Source organism: Streptosporangium canum (assembly GCF_900113865.1).
Lineage (GTDB): Bacteria > Actinomycetota > Actinomycetes > Streptosporangiales > Streptosporangiaceae > Streptosporangium > Streptosporangium canum.
In genome coordinates, this window is record NZ_FOQY01000027.1 from 1 (window position 1) to 12,312 (window position 12,312).

The following is a 12,312-nucleotide window of genomic DNA, read 5'->3' on the forward strand; positions in this document are numbered from 1 at the left end:
GTCGGCAGGAGTCTCACCTGCACCACCAGCTTCACCTCGCCCACGGTATCTTTTGGTCCATGTCACCGTGATGGGAACCCGACAAGGGCGCCTCGGCCCGCCTGCTGCGCAAGAAGTACTCCGCTCACGTCCGCGAGTATCTGCGGGGCGGCCATTCGTGGTCGCCGTCCTACGTCGCCGCCTCCTGTGGCGGCGCACCCTTGAGCATCATCAAGGGTGCATCGAAAACCTCAAAACGCCCGGACTGACGACCGGACGTTCACACCCCCAGGACCGGGAAGCGATTCCTCCCGGGCTTGAACGCCCGGGGTTCCACGCCAGATCACGCTGAACCCGTGAACACTGCGTCCATAAGCGCTGAACCCCGTGCGCGCCGGACTCCCGTGAGCGCCGGACTCCCGTGAGCGCCGAGCCGGGGGCAGCCGGTCGGGTCGCCCCCAACCACACCCGCCCGGACACCGCCGGGGGAAGGGGCGCCCGTCGCCCCTCGCCCCCGCCCCTCGCCCCCGGCGATCAGCACCCCCTAATCGGCCCGGCCGTCTTCACGGAGACGGGGAAGGCCCGGAGAATGGCGGGACGGCAAGCATCATCGAGACATTGGCAGGCGTATGGCACTCCTGGGGCACGACCGCTACTGCGACGAGATCATCACTCAGACCGACCTGCTCAGGGAGCTCCTGAAGGGCGCCGACCTGTCCGCGGACGTGCCGACCTGCCCCGGTTGGACGCTCGCCGGGCTCGTCCGGCACATCGGCGGCAATCTCCGCACCTGCGAGACGGCGGTCCGGACCGGGGAGAGTGTGGACGACCCCGGCAAGCAGGTCCCCGGCGTGACGGGACCGGACGGCGACGACCCGGCCGAGCTGGACGCCTGGCTCGCCGAGGGGGCCGCACGATACGCGGGCACGCTGCGCGAGGCGGGCCCCGACGCCGAGGCGCGGATCTGGACGTTCCAGGGGAGCACGGCCTTCTGGGTCCGCCGTGGGCTGCACGACCTGGTGATCCACCGCGCCGACGCGGCCACCGCGGTGGGCAGCGGTTTCACCGTCGCCCCCGAGGTGGCGGCCGACGCCGTCGACGAGTTCCTGGAACTGCTGAGCGGCCAGCAGGCCGGCGGCTCCCCCGCCCTCGCGGAGCTGCGCGGCTCCGGCAGGAGCATCCACCTCCACGCGACCGACACCGGCGCCGAGCTGGACGCCGAGTGGCTCATCGAGTTCGGGGCGGACGGCTTCACCTGGCGCCGCGGCCACACGAAGGCCACCGTCGCGCTACGCGGCCCGCTCACCGATGTCCTGCTGGTCTTCTACCGGCGGCTGCCGGCGGACAGCGATCGGGTGGAGGTGCTGGGCGATCCGGCGCTGCTGGACTTCTGGCTGGAGCGGGCCTCACTCAGCTGAGCCCGTCCGAGCGCGCCCGAGCGAGACCGGGTGGGGCCGGGCGGAACCGAGTGGAAGCGAGCGAGACCGGACGGAACCGAGCACGACCGGGCGCGACCGGGCGGGCCCCCTGCCTCACCGGAGACGCCGGCCCCCATGGAGCGCACGGTTCCTCCCATCGGGTCGCCCCACACTCCTACGACGGATGGGACTGCCGGTAGACGACAGCCGGCGCGGGCGGTCCGTTCCTTCCGCTCGCCCGGCGGGCGGAGGTGGACAGCAGCAGCAGGAAGGCGGTCTGGGCGAGCATGCCGGGCGCGAGGGGCGGCGCCGGCCCCACCGACTTGGTCAGGGCGTACCACCAGCTGGAGAGGACGGGGAGGGTCTCCCACGTGCCGGCGTATCGCTGGTCGAGGAAGCCGGCCTCGTAGTTGGCGGCCACGTGGGCGTAGACGCCGAACAGCGCCACCAGCACCACGGCCACCGCGAGTCCCCGGACCGCGACGATCACACGTGGGGAGTCGTGGAGCACCGGCAGCGCGACCCCTGCCGCGAGAAGGACCAGCGCGCCCCAGGGCAGGAGCTGCTCCCAGGTCTGCCAGTGGCGTTCGGTGGCCAGCTCGAAGGCGGTGCCGAGGATGCTCAGCACGGTCAGGGCGATGAGGCCGCGGCGCAGCGTCACGAGGCCGCCGTTCAAGGCTTCAGCGCCGATATGATCTTGTTCACTGTGTCCTGACCCGGGTTGTACTTGGCGAGGTTCTCACGCAGCGAGGTGAGGTCGCTGTCATCGGCGGCGTAGGGCCGGTATTCGACGACCTCCTTCGCCCATCGTTCGGGGTTGGACACGCCGGCGGTTCTGAGCGCGGCGGCGATCTCGGCCTCACCGGCGGTGTTCGCCGAGACCTTCCCCGACCGGGTCGATCCGCTTGTGTTCGTCGTGGGGGCAGGCGTCTGCTCCGCCGTCGATCCGCCGCAGGCGGTGAGTGAGACACAGGCGGCGAGTGCCACCAGAGCCAGCTCCGTTTTCCCTGATTTCACCGTGCTCCGTCCAGCGTGACGTCCTTACCGGTTACTTCCAGACTGGCCACGTCGTCTCAGATCAACCTCTGTGCGGCATGAAAATCAGCTGAGATTGAAGGTGTTCTGGTGCGGCGGATACGCCGGGGGCCGCCGGTCGTGCGGGAGAACGCCCGCGCGTGACCGGCGCGTGGGACTGCGGCTCTCCGGCCAGGCCCGGCTCACGCGGGGTAGGCGTGGGTCTCGGTGGCCTTGACGGAGGCCCAGACCCGCCGGCCGGGACTCAGGTCGAGGTCGGCCACGGCGGCGGGGGTGACGTCGGCCGAGGCGGTGAGCGGCCCCTCCAGGTGGATGCGGACGTTGTCGCCGTGCCGTTCGAGCCCCTCGATCGTGGCCTGCCAGAGGTTGCGCGGGGTGCCGTCCGGGCGGGTGCGGTACAGGGCGACCGCGGCGGGTGAGAACGCGACGAACGCGGGACCGTCGAGGTGGTCGGCGACGCTGAGGAGCATGTCGCCGACCTTGACCTGCTGGCCGGTGGCGGTGCCCCGGTAGAGGTTGAGGCCGACCAGGCGGGCGACGTAGTCGGTGCGTGGGCGGCGGGCCACCTCGGCCGGGGTGCCCTGCTGGACGACGGCGCCGTTCTCGATGACCACCAGCCGGTCGGCGAGCACCATCGCGTCCAGCGGATCGTGGGTGACCAGCACGACGGCGCCGTCGAAGTCGGCCAGGTGGCGGCGGAGCCGGGAGCGGATCTCCAGCCGGGTGTGGGCGTCGAGAGCGGCCAGCGGCTCGTCCAGCAGCAGCAGGCGCGGCTCCACGGCCAGGGCGCGGGCCAGGGCGACGCGCTGGGCCTGACCGCCCGACAACTGCCGGGGCCGGGCGTCCGCGTGCTCGGCCAGCCCGACGCGCCGCAGCCACGCGGCGGCCGTACGGCGCGCGTCGGCTCTGGACGCGCCGTGGCAGCGCGGGCCGAAGGCGACGTTGTCCAGCGCGGACAGGTGCGGGAAGAGCAGGTAGTCCTGGAAGACCACGCCGATCGGGCGGCGCTCGGCCGCGAACGTGTGCAGCGGGTCGCCGTCCAGGGTGATGTGGCCGCCGTCCATGGCGGTGAGCCCGGCCAGGGCGCGCAGCGCGGTGGTCTTGCCCGCGCCGTTGGGACCGAGCAGGGCGACGACCTGGCCGGAGGCGACCTCCAGGTCGATGTCCAGGCGGAAGCGGGGCCGGGCGACGACGAGACGGGCGCGCAGGGTCATGGGCCGGCCGTCCACTTGTCGCGCAGGCTGGCCAGGATGACGACGGAGACGGTCAGCAGGACGAGGCTGAGCACGATGGCCGCCTCGGGTTCGGTCTCCAGGGCGAGGTAGACGGCCAGCGGCATGGTCTGGGTCTGCCCGGGGAAGTTTCCGGCGAAGGTGATGGTGGCCCCGAACTCGCCCAGCGCGCGGGCCCAGCACAGGACGGTTCCCGCCAGGACGCCCGGCGCGATCAGGGGCAGGGTGACGCGGCGGAAGATGACCCAGCGGGAGGCCCCCAGGGTGGCGGCGGCCTCCTCCAGCCGCAGGTCGGCGGCGCGCAGCGCGCCCTCGACGCTGATGACCAGGAACGGCATGGCGACGAACGCCTCGGCGATCACCACCCCGGCGGTGGTGAACGGCAGGGTGATGCCGAAGGTGGCGTCCAGCCACTGGCCGATCAGGCCGCGCCGCCCCAGCACGAGCAGCAGCGCGACGCCCCCCACCACCGGAGGCAGCACGAGGGGGACGGTGATCAGCGCCCGCGCCAGGCGACGGCCGGGGAAGGCGACGCGGGCCAGCAGCCACGCCAGCGGCACGCCGAGCAGCAGGCACAGCAGCGTGGCCAGGGTCGCGGTCACCAGCGACAGCCGCAGCGCCTCCAGCACCTGCGGCTCGGCCAGCCGTCGGGCCAGGGTGGACCAGGGGGCGCGCACCAGCAGCCCGGCCAGCGGCAGCACCAGGAAGGCCATGCCGAGCACGGCGGGCAGGACCAGCACCCACGGGAGGCGGCCCGCCGTACCGCGCGCCGGGCCGGAGCGGCGCGGTGCGCCGTCCGGGCCGGCCGACGTCGGGGAAGGTGTCATATCGCTCAGGGAGCTTCGAAGCCGGCCTTGGTCAGCACGTCCTTGCCCTGCTGCGACAGGACCAGCTCGACGAACTGCCTGGCCGGCTCCGCCGCCTTGGACAGCGCGGCGATCGGGTAGTCGTTGATCGCCTTGTCCGCCTCGGGGAAGTCGATGCCCTTGACCTTGCCGCCGGAGGCGAGCACGTCGGTCCGGTAGACCAGGGCGGCGTCCACCTCGCCGAGCGACACCTTGGTCAGCGTGGCCTTGACGTCCTGCTCCAGGGTGACCGGGGTGACCGTGAGCCCGGCCGCGTCCAGTGCCTTGACCGCCGCCGCGCCGCACGGCACCTGGGCGGCGCACAGGGCGACCTTGACCTTCGGGTCCGCCAGGTCCGCCAGGCCGTCCACCTTGGCCGGGTTGTCGGCCGGGACGGCGATCTGCAGCTTGTTGCGCGCGAACGTGGCCGGGCCGGCGGCCAGGGAGACGTCGGTGACGGTCTTCATCGTGGCGGGGCTGGCGGCGGCGAACACGTCGGCCGGGGCGCCCTGGACGATCTGCTGGGCCAGCGTGGCGCTGGATCCGAAGTTGAACCTCACCTCCGTGCCCGGGTGGGCGGCCTCGAAGACCTCGCCCAGCTCGCCGAACGTGCCGGTCAGCGACGCGGCGGCGAACACCGTCAGCGTCGTGGCCGCACCACCGCCGGAGGCCGCGGGGGCGGCCTGGCCGCCGGCGCCGCACCCGGAGAGACCGGCGGCCAGGGTGAGGGCGAGCGGGACCGTGACGGTCCACCGGGGAAGACGCCTGAACAACGGGGCTCCTTACTGGCTCACCGCGCGGACGCGGTCGGGGATCTCCACGACGACGTTGGTGGACTTGATCACGGCGACCGCCACCACCCCCACCTCCAGGCCCAGCTCGTCGGCCGCCTGGCGGCTCATCAGCGACACCACCCGGTACGGCCCGGCGGCGATCTCCACCTGGGCCATCACCGCGTCCTTGATCACCTCGGTCACGATCCCGCGGAAGCGGTTACGTGCCGAGGAGTGCCCCGAGCCGTTCTCGGCCTCGACCTGCGAGCGCGCGAACGCCGCCAGGTCCGCGCCCGCCACCGTCCGGTGGCCGTGCTCGTCCCGGCGGGCCGGAAGCCGGCCGGCGTCGACCCATCGGCGCACGGTGTCGGAGCTGACCCCGAGCAGCGCGGCGGCCTCACTGATCCGGAACGTCGTCACGACAACCACCATACCTTCGCATATTCAGGTCCTGATACCCGTATTTCATGGCAATCACGCGGCCACTCTCCAGATCGCCATCTCATCTGCGGGAGCAGCGGAAGCGGCCCTCTCCGCGCACCGCGGGCGCACGGCCCGCTCACCGCGATCCTCCCAGGCCCTCAAGGAACCGCGCCCCTCCCTGGCCCGCAACGAAGACCGCCCCAGCAGCCGTGCCGACAACGCCGCGGGTCAATACATCTAGCGGACGGCCTGCCGCTCGGTCAGGGCGGCGTATCGCCCGCCGAGTCGCATCAGCTCGTCATGGGTGCCCCGCTCGGCGACGCCGCCCGCCTCGACGACGAGGATCTGGTCGGCGTCGCGCACGGTGCTCAGCCGATGGGCGATCACGATGCGCGTCTGGGTCAGCCGGGCGAGGTTCTCCTCGATCGCGGCCTCGGTGGCGGTGTCGAGGTGGCTGGTCGCCTCGTCCAGCAGCAGGACCCGCGGCCGGGGGAGCAGGGCGCGGGCGAGGGCGATCCGCTGGCGCTGGCCGCCGGAGAGGCCGCTGCCCTCGGTGAGCATCGTCTCGTATCCCATGGGCATGGTCATGATGTCGTCGTGGACACGGGCCAGCCTGGCCGCCGCCACCACCTGCTCCAGCGACGCGCCGGGAACGGTCAGGCCGATGTTCTCCCTGATGGTCCCGGTGAAGAGATGCGGCTCCTGGGTGACCACGCCGAACCGGCCGCGCAACCAGCGCGGATCGAGTTCGGCCGCCGGCACCCCGTCGTAGCGGACCTCGCCCTCCACCGGCTGGTACAGGCCCAGCAGGACCCGTCCCAACGTGCTCTTCCCCGACCCGGAGGGTCCCACCAGGGCGATCTTCCGTCCCGGGCCGACCGCCAGGGACACGTGCCTGAGCGTCCACGGAGAACGTGGATCGAAGCGGAATCCCACATCCCGCAGCACCACCTCCCCGTGGAGGACCGGCAGCTTCCGGCCGCCCCGCTCGGGCTCGGCCTCGACGATGTCGGCCAGGCGCTCGAAGTGCGCCCCGGCCTCCTGAAGCTCCTGCAGGCTGGTCAGCAGCGAGGTCAGCGGGGTGAGGGCGGAGACGGCCAGCGCGTTGAGCGCGAGCATCGTCCCCAGGCTCAGCTCCCCGTCCAGCACCTGGGACGCGCCCACGAGCAGCAGCATCGCGGGACCGAGGATCCTGACCCCCGACAGGGCCGCGTCCAGGACCCCGCGCGTCAGCCCCAGGCGCATGTCGGCGTTCATCTGGGCGGTGAACATCCCGGACCACCGCTCCACCGCGCGCCACTCCGCGCTGGACGCCTTGAGCGTCTCGATCCCCCCGATGGACTCGATGAGACGGCCCTGAGTCGTGGCGGCGGCGGTCAGCCCGCGCCCGGTGAGATCCGTGATCCGCCGCCGGGTGGCCAGCAGCAGCACGACCTGGACGGCCGCCACCGCGGCCAGGCACCCTCCGAGGACGGGGTCGCGCAACAGGATCAGGACCATGAAGACCACGGCCAGCGGGCCGTCGAGCAGCGCGGAGAGCAGCTGGCCCGACATCATGGCCCGCAGGTTGGCCGCGCTCTGCGTGCGCATGACCAGGTCGCTCGTGCCGCGAAGGGTGAAGAACCGGTAGGGCAGCGCGAACAGGTGGCCGATCACCCCCGCCGTGAGGTCGGTGTCGGCCCGCGCCCGCAGCACGAGCAGCACGGCGCTACGGAGGTAGCCGAGGACCGACTGGGTGAGCACGACGAAGCCGAGCCCCACCGCGAGGATCCGGATCAGGTAGTGGTCCTCACCGGGGAGGACCTCGTCGACGACGAGCGCGGTGAACGCCGGTACGACGAGGGCGAGCACCTGCAGCAGGAAGGAGGCCAGCAGCGCCTGGAGCAGCAGCCCGCGGTGGCGCGTCAGGGCCGCGCGGATCAGGTCCCGGCGCCACGGCCGGCGCTCCGGCGCCTCGACGCTGAACCCGGGGCCGGGCTCGAAGGCCAGGACGACCCCGGTGAACCCGGTGTCGAACTCCTCCGGTGTGAGCCTGCGCCGGCCGGAGGCGGGATCGACGACCTCGACGACGTCCGGACGCCAGCGCTCGACGACCAGGAAGTGGTTGAACTCCCAGTGCACGACGGAGGGGCCCGGCACCGCGGCGAGCTGCCGGGGAGTGAGGGAGAGTGCCTTGGTGCGCAGGCCGTACGACCTCGCGGCCTCCGCGATCGCGAACGCGGTCAGCCCGTCCCGCGACACCTGGAGGTGCTCACCGACCTCACGGATCGTCGTACGGCGTCCATGGTGGCCGAGGACCATCGCCAGGCAGGCCGCGCCGCAGTCGGCGACCGTGCTCTGCCTGATGACCGGCACCCGCCGCCTCATCGCCCCGCCCCGGACGCCGGCCCCGTCATCCCTGTCCCCGCCATCGCTGTCCCGGTCATCGCACCGGCCCCCGTCATCGCGCCGGCCCGAGCGCCGGCAGGATCCCGATCAGCACCACCCCGGTCATCGACAGCGCGAGCAGTCCCACGTAGACCCACAGGCCGAGCAGGACCTTGCCGGAGACCGTACGCAACCGCTCGACGCGCCGCCGGGAGGCCAGGTGGTGATGGAGGGCCCTCTCCCGGAACGGGAGCCCGCTCACGTCCCGGTCCGCTCGGCCGTACCCCAGAACCACTCGATCTTCGCGGTGCTCCTGCGCCGCTCGACCCATTCGGCGAAGATCCTCCGCTCGGCCAGGACACGGACGGCGTCGTCGAGGACGGCGGGCTCCACCGCCAGCACCTTGATCAGCAACTGGCCCTCCTCGGTCTCGAAGGGCCCGGCCACCGTCCCCGGCTCGGCCCCGAAGACCAGGTCGGCCGTCGCGGGGTCCAGTTCCTCCCTCCGCAGGGAGGCGAACACCTCCCCCGGCCTGGCCGTGCCGTCCGCGAACGCCCGCTCCACGCTCTCCAGGAATCCACCGGGATCCGGCACGCGGAGGCCGGCCCCGGCGTCGAGCACGACCTTCGCGACGCGGACGACGTCGAGCCCGTGACCGTGCTCGGCGAACCAGTCCTCGACGTGCCCGGCGGCCACCCGCGAGCGGAGCCGCGCCACCGACGCCTCGACCGCGACCAGCTCCTCCAGCTCGTCGTGGGAGACGCGGTTGCGGTCCATCCACGCCCGGGTCTCCCCGCCGGTCAGCAGCCCGCGCGCCCGGCGGAAGGCGTCCATCGCCGCCTGCAGCTCGGTGTCGGTCAGCGGCTCCGGCGCCTCCTCCATCACCTCGCGCACCAGACTGTCGGTGATGAGGCGGTCGGCCAGCCGGGATTCGTCCCAGATGAAGTCCAGGCAGGCGACGGCACGGGCCACGGAGGTCTCGACACCGTTGACCCGGAGCAGCAGATGCTCACCGGCCCGGTGCACCCCTCGCAGCGGCCAGGGCAGCGCCCGGTCGGGACACCAGGACAGGGAGACCGTGGCGCCGTCGCCCTCCTTGACGAGCAGGGCGTGCTGGAGCGATCCGTCGTACTCCTCCCGCTGGCTGATCAGCCGTACCCGCACCTGGGGGTGGGCCGCCCTGAACCCGGCCAGGTCCCGCTCCGCCGTACCGCCGCTGAGCAGGCCGACCGCGTCGGCGAGCATCCGCCCGTCCGCCATCACCTCACCCCGCTCATGAGCAGATCGCCGATCGCCGCGCCGATGGGCAGCCCGGTCGCGTCCTCGATCCAGAGGAACTGGCCGTTCGGATTGATCTCAAGGAAGACGTAGCGGCCGTCCGGGGTGAGGATCAGGTCGATCGCGCCGTAGGTCAGCCCGAGCCGCTCGACCAGTGCCGTGCACCGAACGGAGATCTCCTCGGGCAGCTCGTGCGCCCGGATGGGCGTGGCGCCCGGGTCGTAGTGCCGCCAGTCGTAACGCGTGTGGTTGCTCACCTGGGAGTGGATCTCCGCCGCGAAGACCTCCTGCCCGACCACGGTCACCCGCAGCTCGACCCGCTTGGGCACGTAGGCCTGGACGATGACCGGGCAGAAGCGCAACGCGTCCGCGTGCGCGACGTCCGCCGTCGAGACGGGCGCCGCGAACCGGCCGAACCGCTCGCCACCCGCCTCCGGCTGGTTGCCGTGCACCGGCTTGGTGATCACGCGCCCCTCATGACGGTCGTAGAAGTCGAGGAAGCTCTCGGGGTCGGTCGTGACCAGCGTCGCGGGTAGCTCGAAACCCAGCCGCCGGGCCTGTTCGAGCTGGTACGGCTTGCGCCCGGCGCGGTCGATGACCGGCCGGGAGGCGGGGACCGTGAGGCAGCCGAGGCTGTCCCAGAGGCTCTCGGCCATGATCCGGCACTCCTCCTCCACGTAGGCGCGGGCGGCGACCCGCGGATGCGCCGCCGGGCTCAGCGGCCGGCGGTACCAGAGCGCGGCCAGATCGTCGAGGACGAGCCGCCGGCCGCCGGCGTCGAGCACGCGGCCGGTCGAACCGTCCCCGGAGTGGCTGATCTCCAGGGTGGCGGCGGTCGGGTAGGAGGCGGGGTCGAAGACGACGACGTCCGCGCCGGCGGCCGTGAGCGGTTTCACGACCCGATCGGCGTGGTCGTCTCCGTCAGAGGTCAGGACGAGGATCATCGCTACGGCTCCCGCGGGTCGGCGCTGCGGCTCCCAGCGCGGGGGCGCGGCGTCGCGCGCCCCCGCGGCGGATCAGTTGCTGTCGCCGGAGGTGTGCGAGTGGTTGCCGTGAATCGTGATGACCTGGCTCTTCGCCCCACCGCTGACCTGAAGAAGCTGCCCCTCGTCGAGCTCGGGACCGAGAGCCGCGATGTCGTCGAGCGTGGTACGCGTCCTGCTCATATGTATCCCCCAACTTTCTGCCGGCCGGATCACACGGCGTGATCCGTCTCGCCGAGCAAATTAGGCGGGGAGAACGCGGCGGGGCGTCCGCCGCGCGATTGATCTTCCGTCATCCTGGCAGCGGACAAGGGGGGAGCCTGGGACCGGCGCCGCGTCCCGCCGGGGGCCGGGTCCCCTCACCGGGTCACCGCGGCCCTCCGGGTGCGAGCTAGCCTGGAATGGTGAGCATCACCGCTGGTAGCCACCCCTTGGGGCCCGAATCCGGCCGGCTCCTCGTCAATACGACCCGCACCGGACTGGGCGCGAAGGCCGGTCATGACCTCACCATCGAGGTCACCCGCTGGCGCGGCGACGCCACGGTCGACCCCGCCGACCCGGCCGGCTCCTCGGTGACCGTCGAGGCCGACGTCGAGTCGTTCGAGGTCCGGGAGGGGACCGGCGGCGTCAAGCCGCTCAGCGACTCCGACCGCCGGGAGATCAAGAAGATCCTCCAGGAGAAGATCCTTCACGCCGGGCGCCACCCGACGATCACGTTCCGGTCGACGCGGGTCGGCGGGACCGCGGAGTCGTTCCGCGTCGAGGGCGATCTCACCATCGTCGGCGTCACCCGGCCCGTCACGGTGCAGGGCGTGCTGGCCGAGGGCCGCGTGCGCGGTTCGGCGGTCATCGCACAGACCCGATGGGGGATCCGGCCCTACTCGGCGTTCTTCGGCACGCTCAAAATCAGCGACGAGGTCGAGGTACGGTTCGACCTCGGCCTCACCCCGGAGCGGTGACCCCGGCCGGGCGGAGCCGGTCCGCACGCGCCTGCGGGAAAGGCATGCGGGCTTCCGGGAAAGGCATGTGCGCTTCCGGGGAATCCGCGCGTGCTTTCGGGGAAGACGTGCGCGCTTCCGGACGCGCCTGTGGGAAAGGCATGCGGGCTTCCCGGCGCGCCTGCGGGAAGACGCGCGGGCTTCCCGGCGCGCCTGCGGGAAAGGCGTGCGCCGCTGAGGCGGCGCCTACAACCTCTCCACCCGGCGCAGGAACCCGCGCACGTCCAGGAAGCCGGCGAGCGACTGGCGGTGCTCCTCGCAGGCCGCCCAGACCTTCTCCCGCTCCGGCGCGTGAATCCGGGGATTGTTCCAGATCACGGCATACGACGCCGCCGCCCGGCAGCCCTTCGCCGAGCAGATCGCCGGCTCCACCGGCTCTGCCTGCTCACTCATCCGCGGCGTCCCTCCGCCCGCGAGAGGGCGACCCGGCGGTGCCGCCCGTGGGCCCGGACCACCTGGAGAACCTTCGGTTGAAGCGTCGACTCGTCCACGGGCTCAGCCTGCCACGCCGGCGAGGAGCACGGCCACGGCGGGTCCGGGCGCGATCCGGTGCGACGGCCCGGAGGCCGAGCCGGCCGCACAGACCGGCGGCACGGCGCCGGGGGCGGTGATGTCGTCCAGCGGTGATGTCCTACGCGGCGGGGTCTCCGGTCCAGACGTCGACGAAATCGAGCATCGTCACGGGGGGCTCGGGCGGGCGGAAGCCCAGTGCCTGGGTGACCACCCGGTCGACGACCGGATGGAGGCGTTTGTCCACGAAATCGAGGTAGGCCTCCTTGGACTCCCACACCTCCACGTAGCGCAGACCCTGATCGGTGTTGTGGGCGAGGTGAAGGATCATGCCGGGCGGCGAATCGGGTCCCAGCTCGTCCTTGATCCGGGCGTAGGTGTCAGGGCCGATCGGGACTTCGTAGGTGAACGCGTACGGCATCGCGACTCTTCCGTAATTTGATCCGAGACTGTCTCGGATCAATAATGCGA

At 72.3% G+C, this 12,312-nt stretch carries 15 protein-coding genes and 1 pseudogene; 3 read left to right on the plus strand and 13 right to left on the minus strand.

Going from position 1 to position 12,312, the window contains the following annotated elements:
- Positions 1 to 95: 95 nt before the first annotated feature.
- Together BM085_RS30445 and BM085_RS30450 are read left to right on the plus strand one after the other, a co-directional pair.
- Positions 96 to 248, plus strand: a pseudogene (locus BM085_RS30445) (transposase); the annotation flags it as partial.
- A gap of 360 nt (positions 249 to 608) precedes the next feature.
- Positions 609 to 1,397 (plus strand): maleylpyruvate isomerase family mycothiol-dependent enzyme, encoded by a 789-nt coding sequence (locus tag BM085_RS30450; RefSeq protein WP_093890304.1) that lies wholly within the window; start codon positions 609 to 611, stop codon positions 1,395 to 1,397.
- Between the two features lie 175 nt (positions 1,398 to 1,572).
- Here BM085_RS30450 and BM085_RS30455 read toward each other — a convergent pair whose 3' ends face one another.
- From BM085_RS30455 to BM085_RS44750, 11 genes are all read right to left on the minus strand, one after another.
- Positions 1,573 to 2,058 (minus strand): hypothetical protein, encoded by a 486-nt coding sequence (locus BM085_RS30455; protein WP_093890399.1) that lies wholly within the window; start codon positions 2,056 to 2,058, stop codon positions 1,573 to 1,575.
- 11 nt (positions 2,059 to 2,069) lie between these two features.
- Entirely contained in the window at positions 2,070 to 2,414 is a 345-nt protein-coding gene (locus BM085_RS30460) for a hypothetical protein (protein ID WP_093890305.1), read from the minus strand.
- Between the two features lie 200 nt (positions 2,415 to 2,614).
- Positions 2,615 to 3,646 (minus strand): ABC transporter ATP-binding protein, encoded by a 1,032-nt coding sequence (locus BM085_RS30465; RefSeq protein ID WP_093890306.1) that lies wholly within the window; start codon positions 3,644 to 3,646, stop codon positions 2,615 to 2,617.
- Positions 3,643 to 4,491 carry an ABC transporter permease gene (locus tag BM085_RS30470; protein ID WP_093890307.1) on the minus strand — a complete coding sequence of 283 codons (849 nt, stop codon included), beginning with the start codon at positions 4,489 to 4,491 and terminating at the stop codon, positions 3,643 to 3,645. The genes BM085_RS30465 and BM085_RS30470 overlap by 4 nt, the downstream gene beginning before the upstream one ends.
- A 5-nt stretch (positions 4,492 to 4,496) precedes the next feature.
- Positions 4,497 to 5,282, minus strand: a complete 786-nt coding sequence (modA, locus tag BM085_RS30475; RefSeq protein WP_093890308.1) for a molybdate ABC transporter substrate-binding protein — start codon at positions 5,280 to 5,282, stop codon at positions 4,497 to 4,499.
- Between the two features lie 9 nt (positions 5,283 to 5,291).
- Positions 5,292 to 5,702, minus strand: coding sequence for a TOBE domain-containing protein (locus BM085_RS30480; protein ID WP_093890400.1), 411 nt, complete (start codon positions 5,700 to 5,702; stop codon positions 5,292 to 5,294).
- A 240-nt stretch (positions 5,703 to 5,942) separates the two neighbouring features.
- Positions 5,943 to 8,060: a peptidase domain-containing ABC transporter gene (locus tag BM085_RS30485; protein WP_245789785.1), complete on the minus strand. Its 2,118-nt coding sequence runs from the start codon at positions 8,058 to 8,060 to the stop codon at positions 5,943 to 5,945.
- Between the two features lie 85 nt (positions 8,061 to 8,145).
- Positions 8,146 to 8,334 (minus strand): hypothetical protein, encoded by a 189-nt coding sequence (locus BM085_RS30490; protein ID WP_143121130.1) that lies wholly within the window; start codon positions 8,332 to 8,334, stop codon positions 8,146 to 8,148.
- Positions 8,331 to 9,332 (minus strand): TIGR04500 family putative peptide maturation system protein, encoded by a 1,002-nt coding sequence (locus BM085_RS30495; RefSeq protein ID WP_093890311.1) that lies wholly within the window; start codon positions 9,330 to 9,332, stop codon positions 8,331 to 8,333. The genes BM085_RS30490 and BM085_RS30495 overlap by 4 nt, the downstream gene beginning before the upstream one ends.
- On the minus strand, positions 9,332 to 10,294 hold the full coding sequence (locus tag BM085_RS30500) for an MvdC/MvdD family ATP grasp protein (protein WP_093890312.1): 963 nt from the start codon (positions 10,292 to 10,294) through the stop codon (positions 9,332 to 9,334). Before BM085_RS30500 ends, BM085_RS30495 begins: the two co-directional genes overlap by 1 nt.
- A 72-nt stretch (positions 10,295 to 10,366) precedes the next feature.
- Positions 10,367 to 10,516, minus strand: coding sequence for a hypothetical protein (locus tag BM085_RS44750; protein WP_156055948.1), 150 nt, complete (start codon positions 10,514 to 10,516; stop codon positions 10,367 to 10,369).
- Between the two features lie 218 nt (positions 10,517 to 10,734).
- On the opposite strand from BM085_RS44750, the gene BM085_RS30505 reads away from it, so the two are divergent.
- A complete protein-coding gene (locus BM085_RS30505; protein WP_093890313.1) occupies positions 10,735 to 11,292 on the plus strand; it encodes a YceI family protein in 558 nt (185 codons plus the stop codon).
- A gap of 225 nt (positions 11,293 to 11,517) precedes the next feature.
- Here BM085_RS30505 and BM085_RS30510 read toward each other — a convergent pair whose 3' ends face one another.
- On the minus strand, positions 11,518 to 11,724 hold the full coding sequence (locus BM085_RS30510) for a hypothetical protein (protein ID WP_093890314.1): 207 nt from the start codon (positions 11,722 to 11,724) through the stop codon (positions 11,518 to 11,520).
- Between the two features lie 238 nt (positions 11,725 to 11,962).
- The gene (locus tag BM085_RS30515; protein WP_093890315.1) at positions 11,963 to 12,262 is read right to left on the minus strand and encodes a hypothetical protein; all 300 of its coding nucleotides are present in this window, start codon (positions 12,260 to 12,262) and stop codon (positions 11,963 to 11,965) included.
- Positions 12,263 to 12,312: the final 50 nt, after the last annotated feature.